The organism is Clostridium gasigenes (assembly GCF_017348895.1).
Lineage (GTDB): Bacteria > Bacillota > Clostridia > Clostridiales > Clostridiaceae > Clostridium > Clostridium gasigenes.
In genome coordinates this window covers 411,852-429,904 of the sequence record NZ_CP071376.1, presented here as the reverse complement: position 1 = coordinate 429,904, position 18,053 = coordinate 411,852, and the positions used below count along the sequence as shown (strand labels likewise).

General features: G+C 28.6%; 14 protein-coding genes. 13 read left to right on the top strand and 1 reads right to left on the bottom strand.

Features of this window, described 5'->3' with window-relative positions; translation table 11 throughout:
* The 4 genes from J1C67_RS02085 (at position 1) to J1C67_RS02070 (ending at position 3,474) form a co-directional block, all read left to right on the top strand.
* Complete coding sequence (locus tag J1C67_RS02085; protein WP_167865618.1) at positions 1–744, top strand: lantibiotic immunity ABC transporter MutG family permease subunit; 744 nt, start codon at positions 1–3, stop codon at positions 742–744.
* Between the two features lie 12 nt (positions 745–756).
* Positions 757–1,269, top strand: a complete 513-nt coding sequence (locus J1C67_RS02080) for a NisI/SpaI family lantibiotic immunity lipoprotein (RefSeq protein WP_207253552.1) — start codon at positions 757–759, stop codon at positions 1,267–1,269.
* Positions 1,270–1,450: 181 nt separating this feature from the next.
* Positions 1,451–2,110, top strand: a complete 660-nt coding sequence (locus tag J1C67_RS02075) for a response regulator transcription factor (protein ID WP_167865616.1) — start codon at positions 1,451–1,453, stop codon at positions 2,108–2,110.
* Positions 2,101–3,474 (top strand): sensor histidine kinase, encoded by a 1,374-nt coding sequence (locus J1C67_RS02070; RefSeq protein WP_167865615.1) that lies wholly within the window; start codon positions 2,101–2,103, stop codon positions 3,472–3,474. Before J1C67_RS02075 ends, J1C67_RS02070 begins: the two co-directional genes overlap by 10 nt.
* A 225-nt stretch (positions 3,475–3,699) precedes the next feature.
* Here the strand turns inward: J1C67_RS02070 and J1C67_RS02065 are convergent, their stop codons facing one another.
* Positions 3,700–5,796, bottom strand: a complete 2,097-nt coding sequence (locus J1C67_RS02065) for a bifunctional metallophosphatase/5'-nucleotidase (RefSeq protein WP_167865614.1) — start codon at positions 5,794–5,796, stop codon at positions 3,700–3,702.
* Between the two features lie 289 nt (positions 5,797–6,085).
* Here J1C67_RS02065 and J1C67_RS02060 point away from each other — a divergent pair, with 289 nt between their 5' ends.
* From J1C67_RS02060 to J1C67_RS02020, 9 genes are all read left to right on the top strand, one after another.
* Positions 6,086–6,751, top strand: a complete 666-nt coding sequence (locus tag J1C67_RS02060; protein WP_167865613.1) for a DUF3862 domain-containing protein — start codon at positions 6,086–6,088, stop codon at positions 6,749–6,751.
* A gap of 125 nt (positions 6,752–6,876) precedes the next feature.
* Positions 6,877–7,680 carry a sugar-phosphatase gene (yidA, locus tag J1C67_RS02055; RefSeq protein ID WP_167865612.1) on the top strand — a complete coding sequence of 268 codons (804 nt, stop codon included), beginning with the start codon at positions 6,877–6,879 and terminating at the stop codon, positions 7,678–7,680.
* A 156-nt stretch (positions 7,681–7,836) separates the two neighbouring features.
* Positions 7,837–8,487: an NAD(P)/FAD-dependent oxidoreductase gene (locus tag J1C67_RS02050; protein ID WP_167865611.1), complete on the top strand. Its 651-nt coding sequence runs from the start codon at positions 7,837–7,839 to the stop codon at positions 8,485–8,487.
* 139 nt (positions 8,488–8,626) lie between these two features.
* On the top strand, positions 8,627–10,285 hold the full coding sequence (gene hcp / locus J1C67_RS02045) for a hydroxylamine reductase (protein ID WP_167865610.1): 1,659 nt from the start codon (positions 8,627–8,629) through the stop codon (positions 10,283–10,285).
* Positions 10,286–10,532: 247 nt separating this feature from the next.
* Positions 10,533–12,503 carry an ABC transporter ATP-binding protein gene (locus tag J1C67_RS02040; RefSeq protein WP_167865609.1) on the top strand — a complete coding sequence of 657 codons (1,971 nt, stop codon included), beginning with the start codon at positions 10,533–10,535 and terminating at the stop codon, positions 12,501–12,503.
* On the top strand, positions 12,503–14,434 hold the full coding sequence (locus J1C67_RS02035; protein WP_167865608.1) for an ABC transporter ATP-binding protein/permease: 1,932 nt from the start codon (positions 12,503–12,505) through the stop codon (positions 14,432–14,434). Before J1C67_RS02040 ends, J1C67_RS02035 begins: the two co-directional genes overlap by 1 nt.
* Before the next feature lie 237 nt (positions 14,435–14,671).
* Complete coding sequence (locus tag J1C67_RS02030; protein WP_167865607.1) at positions 14,672–15,352, top strand: response regulator transcription factor; 681 nt, start codon at positions 14,672–14,674, stop codon at positions 15,350–15,352.
* A gap of 37 nt (positions 15,353–15,389) precedes the next feature.
* Entirely contained in the window at positions 15,390–17,117 is a 1,728-nt protein-coding gene (locus J1C67_RS02025; RefSeq protein WP_167865606.1) for a sensor histidine kinase, read from the top strand.
* 675 nt (positions 17,118–17,792) lie between these two features.
* Positions 17,793–18,041, top strand: coding sequence for a TM1266 family iron-only hydrogenase system putative regulator (locus J1C67_RS02020; protein WP_167865605.1), 249 nt, complete (start codon positions 17,793–17,795; stop codon positions 18,039–18,041).
* Positions 18,042–18,053 lie beyond the last annotated feature (12 nt).

Genomic DNA, 18,053 nt, shown 5'->3' with positions numbered 1-18,053 from the left:
ATGATTGCTTTACTTAGGTGTATAAAATCGGATTTTTATAAATTAAGACATACTTCTATTCCGTGGATTCATTTACTTATTCCACTAGCGGGAGCAATCATGTTTTTGGCGTATTATAGATTATCTTCATTTGACTCAGTAAAAAAAATAAGTGGGTATCTGGAGATCCTAGCAATTGCATTTCCTTTGCTGATAGGAATAATCAGCGGGATAGTAATTGAGCAGGAAGAGCAAGCTGGAAATTTTCAAACACTACTGTGCAGTACAAAATCAAAATGCACCACGTATTTGAGTAAGCTAATTGTGTTACTTTTATTGGAAAGTTTTTCTATTATACTTGCTGTAGGAACATTTGCACTTGGATTCCAAACAATGCCCAATATTTTTTACTTGAAAGCCGCAGGAGCATTAGTAATAGGAAATATGTTTCTTTATATCTTGCACGTGTTCATAAGTCTTCAATTTGGAAAAGGAGCTTCCACAGGGCTTGGAGTTGTAGGAAGTCTGGTTTCTGCTCTGATGCTTACTGGTCTTGGAGATAAGGTGTGGAGTTGGGTTCCGTGGGCGTGGGGAGTGAGGTTTTGTGACTATCTCGTTTTCGCATGGGCCAATCCTTCTGCCCCTACTGAAGCTGTATTTGATACGAAACAAGGAATATTTATAATGTTATTTGCTATAGGTATGTTATTCTTCTCAAGTTTATTTTGGTTCAGACAATGGGAGGGTAGAAAGTCCTATGATTAAGGAGAAATTATTATGAAGATAAAAAAAGTATTGGCAATTTTTTTCACGGCTTTGTTTTGTATGATGGTAACAGGATGTTTTCCAGTAGATAACATAATGAGTAAAGTAAGAAATAATGCAATTAAAAATAAAGTTGTTTGTGAAATTAATGCTGAAAATGCGACTCAAATCAGTTATAACGGAACAAACTATCAAATTTCAAATGTTTTATTAGAGAGGTCTAAAATTGGGGGATGGAACGGGATTATTAACAAAATAACTACGTTAGATAAAAATTATTGTATCATTGAGGAAAAAGAAATTGATTTAGATATTGTTTTAATGACAAAGAATATTAAGGAGAATCTTCCTAAAGATGCAAAGTTTATTGTTCCTTTTCAAAATGTTTGCTTAATAGAAAATATCGATGATAAAGAAGGTATTGCTGTGCAAATCAATAATAACTTTTATAAAGCTATTCCGGTAGTAATAGGGTCTACTGATAAAACAGCCATTAAATATGAAGAAGAGGATATTTACGAATAAGTGACATTTGGATTTAAAATTTATGTAGGGCATCCACAAGTTGAGTTCGTAAATTTTTTCCATTATAATGTTTATTAGGAAATATATTAGGCATAGTAAAATAAATAACAGCTCAGTATCCTTGATTATTGGTCTATTACTATATTTTATAATGGCTTAATTGGAGAAAGGGGGAAGGAATATGGCGAAAATTTTGGTTATTGATGATGAACCTGATATTCTGGCTTTAATTAAAAACATTCTTCAGAAAGATAATCATTTGGTAACTACAGTTGAAAATCCTGAAAAAATTTTAACAAATGAGTTTATAAAATTTGATTTGATTTTACTGGATGTTATGATGCCAGGTATAGATGGATTTACTTTTTGTAAGAATATTAGAGATATTGTGGATTGCCCAATTGTTTTTCTTACTGCGAAAACCATGGAAATAGATATTATGTATGGGTTAGGGCTCGGCGCTGATGATTACATTACAAAACCATTTGGAATGGGGGAATTAAGGGCTAGAGTAAATGCTTACTTAAGGCGTGAAAAACGTGAAAAACACAGTACGCTTTGTGTATCAGGAGTGAAGTTTGATTTATCTGGTAAGGAAATTTTAGAAGATGGTAAAAAAATTCCCTTAACTAAAAGTGAATATAGCATCTGCGAATTACTTGCTAGAAATCAAGGACAGGTTTTTTCAAAGGACAAAATATATGAAGCTCTTTATGGGTATGATGGTGAAAGTGACAGTAGTGCTATTACGGAGCATGTTAAAAACATACGGGCAAAGCTAGCTGCTTTTGCACTGTCACCAATTGAGACAGTATGGGGGATCGGATACAAATGGAAGTAAAGAAAAAAGCTTTTACGCTAAAGACAGTTTTTTTTAAGTATTTATTAATTTTGGGAGTTTCATTTATTGTTTTTGCTGGGATATATATTGCAATTTGTAATCTGGGAATAAAAAAGGGAATGATTCTGCTACCTAGTTATAGCGAGGATTTGGCTAGACTTGCCAAACCATTGCTTGAATCTACACCAGAAATTACAGAGGATATGATACCCTATGGATGTAAATTTGTTGTCTTAGATAAAAAATATCAAGTTGTAAAAACAAATTTAGAGGGTCAGACATTATTGGAGGCAACAGAATATGCTAAGGGCACTTACCCAAGAGATGGAAGCAAGAAAAGCTACTATTTCATTGAAAGACAAGATGGGTTTTGTGTTTTGCAATATTATGTCCAAATGAGTTATAAATCTGAGTTTTTAAATCAGCATGTTACATCACCAGAAATTATTATGCTTGTAACCTTTATTATATTATATTTTTTAATTGTTTTCATTGCTACTACTATTTATTCGAAAAATTTAAATAAACATCTTAAGCCTCTAATGGAAGCTACTAAAAAAATTAAGGAACAAGATTTGGACTTTGATATAAAGTATTCAGGAATAAAAGAATTTAATGAGGTACTTTTATCAATATCTGACATGAAAACAGAATTAAAAAAGTCTTTGGAGCAGCAATGGAATGTTGAAGAAGCAAAGAAAAAGCAGATTTCAGCTCTTGCACACGATCTTAAAACACCATTAACTATTATCAAAGGAAACGCAGAATTGCTGTCAGACTCTATATTAAATAAAGAGCAACAGGAATATAGTGATTATATTTTAAAAAACACCATACAGATTAATCAGTATATAAAAACACTAATTGAAATTTCAAATTCGGAAAAAAACCTTTTTCTACAGTTAGAAACAATAGATTTTGAAAATTTTATTGACACAATTCACAGCCAGCTTGAAGCACTTGCAAATACCAAGAAACTTAAAGTCGAATTTACTAAAATTGGGGTTCCTAGTTCAATTATTATTGATCAATTTTTACTTCACCGTGCAATTATGAATGTTATTTCAAATGCGGTGGATTACTCCCCCAATAGGGCAAAGCTTTATTTTGAGGTAAAATCACTAAATAATAAAATTAGCTTTATGACAACTGACAGTGGAAAAGGATTTTCAGGAGAGGATATTAAATCTGCCACGAAACAGTTTTATATGGGCGATTCTAGCCGGGCATCTAAAATTCATTTTGGTATAGGTCTGTACATTACCGAATCATTTTCAAATCTACATGATGGAACGCTCTATATTGGTAACTCACCTCTTACTGGAGGCGCACAGGTAACAATAGAGATTCCAATTTTAAAATAGGGTAATTATATAAATTTGGAAAGTAGGCAGTAAAATCTAATGCATTCTGTAAATATTTAAACTTACTAAAATCCGTGCTATTATCAAAAGTGAAAGTTTTTATAATAGCACAGAGTTTACTTCAATGCTTCAATCATATTTTTATTAAAGGTTTCTGCATCTCTATTTAGTATAATATTAGAAATGAAAAATCCTGAATTATTATAAATAGCTTTTATTATATTGTTAATTAGATTTATGTTTTTTTCTTAATAAGAATGCACCTAATGCTAAACTAATTAAGCTTAAAGTAATAATTGCAGTAGCACCTAAAATGCTACCTGTTTTTGGTAATGCGTTTGATTTATTTATATCACTTTTTAAAGTAGTTGAGCTTTCATTAGTGGATGTAGCAATAGTTGTATCAGTAGTTGTATCAGTAGTATTAATAATATTAGTATCACCAGGAGTGGTAGGTGTAACCGGAGTACTAGGAATGTTAGGAGTAATAGTATCAGTGTTATCTATTAAAGAATCTTTAGGGAGATCTTTTATATTTATAGATGCTATATTAGTATATTTTCCATCTTCTGTTGATGGAACTTTAATAGTTCCATTGTTTACTAATTCAACAACCTTCTTATATTCTTTTGAAGTTCTATCAATCCCTAAGATTGTCCAATTATTTTCTTTCTTAGATTCTATAAGACCTTTCTTAACATTCATAATATAATCTATAGACATATTTCGTATAGTTCCAGCTTCTTCACCAATAGCAACTTTTGAATCCCAAAGCTTATTAAAACTCAAACCATCAAAAATTCCGCCTTTAGCTAAAAGTTGTTCCATTCTATATGAGTTCATACCAAGTTTAATAACATCAGTATCTTTAATTTCTCTACCATCTTTGAATTTTACATCTTTTATTCTATTTCCTTCTTTTTGAGTTAAATCTATTTTGTAATTTATTCCACCAAACATATCATTTGTACTATATTTTGATGCTCTTCTTTTAGGATTAAAGCTTACAGTTATATCACCAGGATTTAATGTGTTATAATAACCGGCAGACCATTCCATATATTTTTTTAGGTCACTTCCTTTTACTTCGTAAACTGTTATTTCACCACTAGTATATCTGTAATTAAAAGCAATATCTTTTTTCTTTATTGGTCCAACATCAAGTTTTGGAGCATCGTTATCAATACCTAAACCAATAACATCTGCATTACTGTAATATAGGGATACCTCATGGAAGAAATCAACTAATGGAGTATCGTCCATATGTATAGTTGGTATTCCAGCAATTTCATTTTCGTCAACCATATTAATTCCTTTTAATTCACCAATAGGACTATTAACATTTTCACGTAAGTTATTGTGGTATGGTTCTAATAATTTTTCAAGGTTTGTATCTGAAGGTAAATTATTAATATTTATAGCATCTGTCTTTTTGCTATCTAATTGATATTTACCATCTTTTTTAGTGAAATTTAAATCAATCTTTGATAAGGCTTGTCCATATTTACTAGGTTCAGTTATAAGAACTCCATTAATAGTTGTTTCTTTAACTAATGCATGCATATGACCTCCAATTATAGCAGTAAGTTCTGGACATTCTTTTGCTATATCTGAGATTCCTGTATTTGGAATGTTATTTTCATTCTCAAGACCCATATGCATAACGCCAATTATAGCATCAACTTTTCCAGTTAAATCCGCAATAGCTTTCTTTGTTTCTTTTACTGTATCTCTAAATTCTATTCCTTTAATATGATCAGGATTTTCAAATTGAGCTATCATAGGAGTAGTTATACCTATAATTCCTATTTTCACTCCATTTTTTTCAATTATAGTAGTTGCATCCATAAATCTAGAGCCGTCAGTGTTGTAAATATTTCCACCAAGAACTGCTCCATTAAATTGGCTAGTTACATTTTTAAGAACATCTAATCCAAAATTAAATTCATGGTTTCCCATAACCCAAGCATCGTAATTAAGATAATTCATACCTAATACCATAGGTTGAACTGGACCTTTGTTAAAAGTTTCAACCATATTATCTTGAATAGAATCACCAGCATCAATTAAAATAGTGTTTGGGTTTTCATTCCTTAATTTAGAAACCAAGGATGATATCTGAGTTAAACTACCAGTCATATTTTCTTTATCTGAGGCATATTCCCATGGAACAAATCGTCCGTGAAGATCTGAGCTACCTAATATAGTTACTTTTACATTATCAGTATTTTCAGCAGCAGGAGTAACTTTACCGTCTGACAGAGCGAATGAATTGATTGAAAAAATACAAGTTAACATTGCAGTTAGAATAAATTTTTTCATTTTAAATCCTCCTTAGAAATTTTAATCAGTGGGTTATATGGATTAATTAACACATACTTGGAAATTATACCATCTAATGCAATCGATTTCAATGAAAAGAATTAAAACAAGATGGAATAACTGGTAAAAAATCAAACCTTTCTGAAATAGCAATATTCACAATGTTAGTGTAAAAAACTAACTTGAGATATTTATATTTATAAATAAATGCAAATATTATATTTAATTGAACTAATTATGAAAACATGGTAATATATTGAATGGAATTCAAAATTAAGGGGGATTTTTAATGAGTAAAATGATAAAATGTAAGGCTTGTGATAAAGAAATTGCAAAAGGCGTTAAGAAATGTGTTCATTGTGGTAAGAATCAAAGAAGCTTTTTAGGAAGGCATAAGGTGCTTACAGGAATATTAGTAGTAATAGTATTTGTAATTATAGTAGCTACTACAAGTGGTGGGAAAAAATCAGAAAGTACAACTGCTTCAAATAGTAGTGTTGGAAGCGTAAAAGAAGACTCCAAAGTAAACTTTGAAAATTTCAATAAAATTAACATGGGTTCTAAATATGAAGATGTAAAAACATTGCTTGGAGAAGGAAAAGAGCTCAGTTCAGCAGAGGTTAGTGGAATAAAAACTGCTATATATCAATGGAATGGAACTGGTATAAGCAATATGAATGTTACAATTCAGAATGATATTGTAACAGGAAAAGCTCAAATGGGACTTAAAGATATGGATGCTAAGATAACATCAGCTAAGTATGATGAAGTTAAAGAAGGCATGACTTATGATGAAGTTAAAGCTATTATTGGAGAAGGACAAATTTTATCTCAAAGTAAAATTATGGATATTGAATCAGTAATGTATAGTTGGATAAATAAAGATGGATCTAATGCAAGTTTTACATTCACAGGTGAAAAACTTCAAATGAAAGCTCAATTTAATCTAAAATAATAAATAAAATAACACGTCATTAGATGATATGTATTAAACTACTCAATTAATTTGGGTAGTTTTTATTTGCAGCGCTATTATATGATATAATTATAATAAAATTTGAATTACGGAGGATGAGGATTATGTACAAATTAATTGCACTTGACATGGATGGAACTTTATTAAGAGAAGATAAAACAGTTTCGCAAAGAACTAAAGATGCCCTTAAGGCAGCTAGAGATAAAGGTGTTACAGTTGTTTTAGCAACAGGAAGACCAATAGAAGGGGTACATAGATATTTAGAAGAACTTGATATGCTTGGAGAAAATGATTATGTATTAAGTTATAATGGATCATTAGTTCAAAAAACTAAAAATAAAGAAATAATATCAAAGAGGACTTTAAAGGGATCAGATGCAACATATTTGTATAATTTAAGTAAAGAACTTAAAGTGAATATTCATTCTTTTTCTGAGAATGAAGGATTAATAACTCCTAAAAGTAATAAATATACTTTAGTAGAAGCAGATATAAATGGAATAAACTTTAAAGAATTTAATTTTGATAACATTGATGCAGAAGATAATATGATAAAAATTATGATGATAGATGAACCAGAAATTCTGCAAAGGGCTGTAGATAACTTACCTAAAGAGCTTTATGATAAATATACTGTAGTTAGAAGTGCACCGTTCTTCTTAGAATTCTTAAATAAAGAAGCTAATAAGGGTACAGGGGTTGAACTTTTAGCTCAACATTTAGGAGTTAAAAGAGAAGAAATAATAACTATGGGTGATGCAGGCAATGATCTTCATATGATTGAATATGCAGGACTTGGAGTTGCAATGGGAAATGCCTTTGCAGAAGTTAAAAAGGTTGCAAATTATATAACTGATACTAATGAAAATGATGGAGTAGCTAAAGTTATAGAAAAATTTGTACTTTAAGATAGATAATAAAACGGTGTCTCACAGAGGCACCGTTTGTTTTGTATAGTATGTGAAAATAAATAGAAGGAAAGGTAGAATAAAACTTTGCAAAGGGTATTATACTATAGTAAAATGTGTATATATAATACGTTTTAAATAAAAAGGAGAAGAATTATGGGTAATACATATGGTAACTTACAGAAAGTTAGAGATGGAAAAAGAACTTACGCAATAACTCCACATATTCCAGGTGGATTTGTTAGCCCAGAGACATTAGAGAAAATAGCAGGAGTTGCAAGAAAATATCATGGAGTTTTGAAAATAACTTCAGGTCAAAGAATTTTAATTACTAATTTACAAGATGAAGATTTACCTGCAATTTGGGATGAACTTAAAATGGAACCCGCAGTTAAATCACAAAATTCTGTTAAGAACGTTGAAATGTGTCCAGCAGGATTTTGTAAAAGAGCAAAGCATAATACTATGATAATAGGAATGAAGCTTTCTAAAAAATATCAATGGGAAGAAATGCCTTGCAGAACTAAAATAGGTGTATCTGGTTGTCTTAATGCTTGTGGTAGTGTTTATAGTAAAGATGTAGGTATTATAGCAGATAAACCAGGAATGATGGTAGTTGTAGGCGGCTCTGCAGGATATAACCCAAGAATCGCAGATATTATTGCTAAAGAATTAACAGAGGAAGAAGCATTAAACCTTGTGGATTCAGTATTTAAGTATTATAAAGAAAATGCTGAGGCAGGGGAAAAAATGGGATTTTTTATAGATAGAGTTGGACTAGATAATTTTAAAGAAAAAGTTCTTTAAGATGTGAAATTGAAGTGATTTATCTAAAAAGGAGTATCTAATTTATTAATTAGATACTCCTTTTTAGATATATGAATAAGTTTAGTTTAATAGGAGATAAATAATTATGAGATAAATAAATTAAGGAGTGATTGTGATTATGGAAAATCCTATGTTCTGTTATCAGTGTGAGCAAACAGCAGGGGGGAAAGGCTGTACAAAGCTTGGTGTTTGTGGAAAGACACCAGAGGTTGCATGTCTTCAAGATTTAATCGTTTATCAATTAAAAGGAATTAGCATTTATGCAAAGACTCTAATTGATAAAGGAGAAATTATAGATAAAAAAATAGTTGAGTTTGTTGAAAATTGTTTATTTACAACTTTAACTAATGTAAATTTTGATGCAGAGGTTCATGTAGAACTTTTAAAGGAATCTCAACAAATCAAAGAAGGGTTAAGAAAAAAAGCTAAATATAGTGATAACTACCCAGTGCAGGCTACATATAACTTAAGTAATACAAAAGAAGAAATGCTTCAAGATGCAAAAAAAGCAGGTATTATGTATGACCAAGAGGTAGATGCAGATATACGTTCATTAAGACAAACAATAGTTTATGGATTAAAAGGTGTTTCTGCTTATGGACATCAGGCAAGAGCTATAAAATATAATAGTGAGCAAGTAGATCAATTTTATTTTTTAGGTCTTGAAGCAACAACTAATGATAAACTTGTGTTAGAAGATTTAATTAGAATGACAATGAGAACTGGAGAAATTAGTGTTGAGGTAATGCGATTATTAGATGAAGCTAACACTACTATTTATGAAAATCCAACTCCTCATATGGTAAATGTACAGGTTAAAAAGGGTCCATTTATTATAGTTTCAGGACATGATTTAAATGATTTGCAAATGCTTTTAGAACAAACAAAAGGAAAAGGAATAAATATATATACTCATGGAGAAATGATACCAGCACATGGATATCCAGAACTTAAAAAACATGAACATCTTGTAGGAAATTTTGGTGGAGCATGGCAAGATCAACAAAAAGAATTTGATAATATTCCAGGATGTATATTAATGACTACAAATTGTCTTATGAAACCAAGACCAAGTTATAAAGATAGAATATTTACAACTAGTGTTGTTGGTTGGGATGCTATAAAATACGTTCCAAAAAATAAGGATGGTTGCAAAGATTTTAGTGAAATCATAAATAAAGCCCTAGAACTTGGTGGGTTTGAAAAAGATGAAGAAAAACATGAAATATTAGTAGGTTTTGGACATAAAGCCACACTTTCTCATGCAAATGAAATAGTAGGAGCTGTTAAGGATGGTAAAATAAAGCACTTCTTCTTAATAGGTGGATGTGATGGAGCAAGATCAGGAAGAAATTACTACACAGATTTTGCTAAAATGGTACCACAGGATTGCATTATATTAACTTTAGCTTGTGGTAAATATAGATTCAATAAATTAAACTTTGGAGAAGTTGCTGGGCTACCAAGGTTATTAGATATAGGTCAATGTAATGATGCATATTCAGCAGTTAAAATAGCAACAGCTTTAGCAGATGCATTTGATACAGATGTAAATGGATTACCTCTATCAATTATATTATCATGGTACGAACAAAAAGCAGTAGCAGATCTTTTAGCGTTATTATCATTAGGTATAAAGGGAATATTCTTAGGACCAACACTACCAGCATTTATAACACCTAATGTATTACAATACTTAGTAGATACTTTTGATATTAGACCAATAAGCACTCCAGAAGACGATTTAAAAACTTGTTTAAGACAATTAACTAATTAAAAAAATAACTAAATCTATTCTGAAAGAAAACTATGATAATAAGCAACTAGAGTTTAAACTATTATTTATTGAATAACATAGATACTCCTTGACCTTAACATAGGGTCAAGGAGTATCATTTTTTTGAGGTGGGTATATATGAAAAAGGGCACATGAAAGTCATAACTAATACATTTCACTGTCATAAATATATGGGATATTATATTTATGAAATCTGAAAAAAGATTAAGGTGAAGGAGAGAGTGAAATGTTAGTACTTAAAAATATTGTTAAGAAATTTAATGAGGTTAAGGTTTTAAATAATATTAATGTAGAGTTTAATGGAGGCATTAATTTTATATTAGGATCATCTGGTAGTGGTAAATCTACTCTTTTAAAATTAATAAGTGGTATTGATAATGAGTTTGATGGAGAAATATTTTTTAAAGGTGAGAGCTTAAAGAGTTTTAGTAAAAGCCAATTAGATTCGTATTATTATAATTCAGTAGGATTTATATGGCAGAATTTTCAACTTTTAAATCATTTATCAGTAGCAGATAATGTAAAGTTAGTTTTAGAATTATCAAATTTAAGTGAAGATGAAAAGAATAAACAAGTTAATATAATTCTTACTAGATTAGGCATTGCAAAACTTGCTAAAAAAAATGTAGGAAAGTTATCCGGTGGAGAAAAACAGCGAGTTGCAATAGCTAGAGCATTAGTAAAAAATCCTGATATAATAATAGCAGATGAACCTACTGGAGCTTTAGATAGTAAATCATCAAAGGTTATTATGAGCGCTTTAAAAAAAATATCTAAAGAAAAAATAGTTATAGTAGTTACCCATGATAAGTCGTTAGTTGATAATGAAAGTAATACTTTTCTTTTAAAAGGTGGTCAAATAGAAGCAATTTCTAAATCAGCTACAGAAAAGATAGCAAATGTTAAAAAAGCAGTTATAAAACCTAAGCTATCATTTTTAAGTGCATTTTCTCAAGGGTTTAAAAACTTTAAAGGCCTTGGAGTTAAATTTGTATTAACCTCTCTAATATTAGTAATGTCATCATATTTTTTACTTCTAAACTTTAGTGGTGGTATAGCTAATGAACAAAGTGGAATTATGGATAAGTTAATTAGTGAGAAAGGTGATAGGCTAAGAGATATAAGTGTACCAACTGAGGCTATTAGTGCAGGTGGTACAGATGGAAATAAGACGCCAAGTGGTGGTAAAGTAGACATAAAGCAGGATGTATCAGCTTTAATTGAGAAATATATGAATGATCCAAGAATAGAACATTTTATAGTTGGTCAACCAGTTGGAGAGATGACAATTACAATTGATGGAGCTAAAAGTAATTACGAAGTAGAAAATAGCGGTAACTATCCTAGCATTGATAAATTAGTTTATGGTGCTATGCCAAACCAAAATAAAAAAGAAGTGGCAATACCTAAGATAATTGTTGAAAAATTAAAATTAAAATCAGAAGATGTAGTTGGAAAGAAAATTTCTATTAAAGGTAGTGAATTTGATTGGTCATCAGGGAACCCAGTGGAAAAGCCAATTACAATTAATGATTTAACAATAGTAGGGGTAGTAGATACAACAGTTAAATTTGATGATGCAAAGGGCGGAACATTTTCATTTGAACCAGAAGATTCATTTGTTTATAGTATGGAAGTTGTTAAGGATATTAAAAAACAATTAAATAGTAGCACAACTAATTTATCTTTTGAAATGAGAGTTAAAGATGTAAAAGATATTATTCCAGTAGTTGAAGAATTGAATAAATTGGGAATAACACCTATGGGGCAATTTGAATCTGTAAAAGACATATTAAAAATAAGCGATACTACAAGTGAACAATCAAACTCAGTATCAATAATAATAGCAATAGTAGCAATAGTGGGAAGCTTAGCAGTAACATTAATAAATTCATATTTAAGAAAATCTGAATATGCAATATTCAAAATTAATGGGTATTCAAATAAAGGTTTATTTAAATTAAGTATAGTTGAGTATATATTAGCATCAATATTATCAATAATAATTTTTGTAGTAGGGTCTCCAGCAATAAATAAGCTTTCAAGTATTATGTTTGATATGTCAGCATCAAGGTCTAGTAGCATAATGCTAGGGGTGATTATAATATTAGCTCAGGGAATTATTATGGGGATTATAGCAGCATTAATAGCAGGAAATACAAAGGTGAAAAATAATTTAAGTACAGGTGATAGATAATGATAAGATTTAAAAATCTTAATAAAAATTTTGGTGAATCTAAAATTTATATCAATGCTAATTATAGTTTTAAAAATAATGCACTAACATGTTTTCTAGGACCAAGTGGTTCAGGTAAAACAACTTTATTAAATCTATTAGCTGGATTTGATAGAGATTATATTGGAGAAATTAATATAGATGGTTTAAATATTAATAATTTAAGCAGTGATGATTTATGTAAATATAGATTTAATAATGTAGGATTTATTTTTCAACAGTATAACCTTTTAAAAGGTTATACTTCGCTTGAAAATGTATTAATGGGAATACATTTAAACAGTAGCATACGTGAAAAAGAAAAAGAGAAGAGAGCAGTAGAACTTTTAATTAAGCTTGGTCTTGAAGATCAAATAAATCAAAGCATAGAAACGCTAAGTGGTGGACAAAAGCAAAGAGTATCAATTGCTAGAGCTCTTATAAATAATCCGAAAATAATTCTAGCAGATGAACCAACTGGTGCATTAGATAGTGAAGCTACTAAAAGTATTATGGAAATTTTAAAAGAAATATCTAAAGAGAGAATTGTTATAGTAATAACTCATGATGAAGAGGTTGCACCATATGCAGATGAGATAATTGAGTTAGATAACTTTAATATAAAAGTTAATTCAAGTTTAGATAAAAAAATAATTAGTAGTTCAAGTTATGATTATGAAAATGAAGAAGTTGCTAAAGATAAAGTAGAAGAAGATGATGATAATTTAAAAGATAGTGAAAATGCTATAAATAAGGATAATGTTCCTAAGCTAAGTAAAAATACAGCTTTAAAGTTAAGTTTGAAAAACTTTAAAATTCATATGGTTAAATTTATAATAGCGGCATTAATTATAGCCTTTGGAGTATCGGCATTTGTGGCATCAATGGGATCTAGAAATATAACTAACAATGTAATAAGTGAATTTAAAGAGAAGAATTTATTCTATAATAAGGGGCAAGCTCCTGGCTATGATAATGGTAAAGTAGTTAATGAAGATTTAAAATCTATATTTAATAAGTTAAATGATATGGATAGTGTTGAAAATGTTTATTATCAATATAACATTGAAAATATTAAAATAACTTATAATAATAGAAATCTAGATATGACAATTAAGACTCCAACATCAACATCAAAAGAAACTATGGCATATGGAAACATGCCAAGGTTTGGAAAGTTTGAAATTGTACTTTCTTCAAATGTGGCTAATAGAATTACTGATAAAATAGAAAACATAATAGGCGAGAAAATATCTTTAGAATACACAAATAAAACTGGTGAAGTTGAGAAGATAGAGTTAACAGTAAGTGGCTTAAGTAACTCTCAATATCAAGATTTTATAGTAAGTACAGATGTTGAAAAACATATATATAGTAGATATAATATTGATAAAGAGAATCCAGCAGCAGTATCTTTTGATATGAAAAACTTTGATGACATTGTATCAATAGATAAAGAACTCAAAGGTAAGAACATAGGAATATTTACAAAGGCAACTGAAATAAAAGCATTCCAAGATTCTTTTACTAGTCTAATAAAACTATACACAGTATTATCATACTTAATATTAATAGTAGGAATTTTAATAAGTATAGCTATGCTTTATAAAATTTCCATAGAAAGATATACAGAGATAGGTCTACTTTGTGCACTTGGATATACTATGAAGAATATAAAGAAGATAATGTTTAAAGAGAGTTTATACTTTTTTGCAATATCAACGGCTATATCAGGAATTTTAATCAAATTATTAGATAGCGTATATATAATGCAATTTGGATATAAACTAGACTTAAATATGTTATCTTACTTAATTTTAATAGGATTAAACATAGTTCTTACTATAGGGATATCATATATTATAAATATAAAATTAATAAAAACAGAGCCAGCAATAGCATTAAGAAAATAAAAATATAACTTTTTAGGTGGATTAAATATTAATCTACCTAAAAAGTTATATATAGTAAATAATTTATGACTTTTTGGTGACTATTAATATTAAAGTATCAACTTTTATATTAGAATATAAGGAGAATATTATTTTATAGGAGATAAATTTTTATGATATATTAACAGTAGGTGATATTATAAAATAGATAATAGACTAGTATGTTTTATTTTATGATGCCTAAATTTGGAGGTCAAAATGAATAACAAGAATATATTAATAGTTGAAGATGAAGAAAAGATAAATAAGATGATTTGTGATTATTTCAGTCATAGTGGATTTAATGTTTATAGTGCCAAAGATGGGGTTGAAGGTATTGAAATGTTTAATAAAAGTATAGATCTAATTATATTAGACGTTATGTTGCCAAGGCTAGATGGTTTTACAGTTTTAAGACGGATTAGAAAGGAATCTAATGTTCCCGTGATTATGGTTACTGCAAGGTCTGAGGAAGAGGATATATTAATGGGGTATGAATTAAACGTAGATGATTATATAACTAAGCCATTTAGTATAGATATTTTAATAGCTAAATCTAGGGTTTTACTTAATAGAATTGATTCAATGTCACAAAATATTAAAGAAGATATATTAGAATACAATGGAATAAAATTAGATAAATTAAAAGTAGAAGTTTATATAGATGAAGAAAAAATAGAAATAGAGCCTAAGCAATTTGAGGTTTTAGCGTATTTAATGGAAAATAAAAATATTGTTATATCAAGAGAAAAGATTTTAGAAACAAAGTGGGGATACGAATATTATGGAAATACTAGAGTTGTAGATTCACAAATAAAAAAGTTGAGGAAAAGTCTGAAACATAAGTCATATTGCATAAGAACAGTGTTTGGAGTTGGATATAAATTTGAAGTTGAATAAATTATTTAAAAAGAGTATATTCTATAAGTTATTTTCAATGAACTTAATAATCCTAATATGTATAGTAGTTTCACAACTTTTTTTTCAAGCAGTATATTTTGAAAAATATTATTTAGGTGAAAAAGAAAAGGATCTAAAAATAGAGTTAAATAAATTTTCAACTTTGCTTAATTATGAAAGTGATAAAGTAGAAATAATGGAGTATATAAGTAAAGTTAACTCTGAAACTGGAATAAACTTATCCTTTAGATCAAAAGATTATGCAGAAAATATAAGTATGAATGACTATATGCAAGCTAAAAATATTATAGTCAATGATGATATTTCAGCAAAAGAATATAAAATAGTATTAGGAGATCAATTTAAAAATGTAAATGTGGAAAAAGGAGATAGAGTTGAAGTAGATGGTTTTACAGATGGGTATGGATATATGTTCCCAAGCAAAATATTTGTTAATAATATTGAGGTTAAACCTATTTACGACATAGTACCAAGTGATACTAATGTAGCTGTGGGGACTTTGAAACCAGCCTATAGCACAAATTCAGAGGATAGTGAAGTAAAGGTTTTGGGGATTGTTAGTAATATACAACATGAAAGTAAATCATATTTTATAAATATAGATTTATATTTAAGTGAAGATGACAATAATAATTTACTTAATAATAAAAATTATGAGGCTAAGTTAAAGAGCCCAAGTGGAGATAATGAAATACTTCTTAATAGTGAGAGTAGAGGAAATGGTAGTGTAGTAGCATTTTCAAATTTATCTCAAGTAAATGATATAATGGGGACAATGAATGGTTTCTATTTTATTATATTTTTTATTATATTAATTTTAGTTATAATTATATCAATAGTTTATTCTAAATTTATGATAAGACCATTACTTGATATGAGTAAGGTTGCAAAAAGAATATCAGAATGTGATTTTAATCATAATTACGAGGTAGATAGAGAGGATGAAATAGGAACATTGGGAAACTCCCTAAACTTAATTTCAGATAATTTACAAGGAGCTCTAAATGAACTTAAGAGTTCTAATATAAAATTAAAAGAAGATATTAATATTCAAAGTATTCAAGAGGAAAAACGAAAAGAGCTAGTGGCAAATATATCTCATGAATTAAAAACTCCAATTACTATAATACAAGGGGTTATTGGTGGAATAAAAAATGGAATATACACCACAGAAATGTATGATGATATATTAGAGGAAACTGTTAAAATGAATGACTTAGTTAAAGAGATGCTAGAAATATCTAAGCTAGAATCACCAGCATTTAAGTTGAAGAAAGAACCTTTTGATTTGTGTAGAGTGATTTTAAAGGAAAATGATAAACTAAGATCTATGATAAATAAGAAAAAACTAAATTTTAATATTGATATAAATGATGAAGCTATTGCTGTAGGTGATGAAAAAAGAATTAATCAAGTTATAACAAACCTTTTTACAAATGCAATTAAATATACACCTTGTGGAGAGAAGATCAATCTTAAAGTACAGTTAGAGGGAAAAAAATATAAATTTACTATAGAGAATTTTGGAGTTACATTAGAAGAAGAGGATTTGAAAAATATATGGAATTCATTTTATAGAGGTGAAAAATCAAGAAATAAAAAATATGGGGGAACAGGGCTAGGACTATTTATAGTTAAAATAATTCTAGAGTTACATGGAAGTAACTTTGGTGTAGAAAGTGGTAATAATAGTGTTATATTTTTCTTTGACTTAGAATGTTATGAAAATAATTTATCAAATTAGATATTAAGTTAAGATAAAGGTGAATTTGGGTAAATTAGTTTTAATAGGTAGTATGGATGATGATGAAAAAATAGATTTATTAATTAAGGAAAAAATTAAAGAAAAATAAAGTGTATTTTAAAAATGGTGTAATTTAACTGTAAGTGATATAATAAATAAATAAATAGATATTTATTATTCAAATGTTTAGAGATTAATCTTTATATATTTGTTTAATAATACTTAGAAATTAATCTAACAGAAAAGATAAATTATTTTTAAATAACTAAATCTAATCTGAAAGAAAACTATGATAATAAGCAATTAGAGTTGAAACTATTATTTATTGAATAATGAAAGCATAATATTAATAAATGTTATATGCTTTAGGAATATTTAAAATAACAGTCAAAGGTGCTATTATATCAGATGGTTATTTTAGAATATACCGTAATTAGTATTTATAATATTTTAGGTTTACTATGGTTTAGTTATACAATGATGGCAGATTGTAATAAATTACTTTAATAGTGATTTGTTTAGATGTGCTGAATAAAAAGTCAATTTATAATAGAGTTTAAATCTAGCTTTCTATATATTAGAAGGCTAGGTTTTTTTAGCTTAATTGAGGATTATTTTAAATAAAGAAATCTTGTGTAGCATAGCTACAGGAGATATAAAGAGGTGAATAATAAAATGAAAAAAATAGCAGTTGTAAGTGCGATATTAGAGGAACCAGAAAGATGTCAACAAGAGTTTAACGAAGTTGTTTCAACTTTTAGAGGAAGCATTAGAGGCCGTATGGGAATACCTTTTGAAGAAGGGGTATCAGTAATTTCAATAACGGTAATTGGAGATTTGGATGAAATAAATAGTCTTACAGGGAAACTTGGAAATATAGAAGGAGTAATGGTTAAAACAGCTATTAGTAAAAAAGAATTATAAGGGAACTTTAAA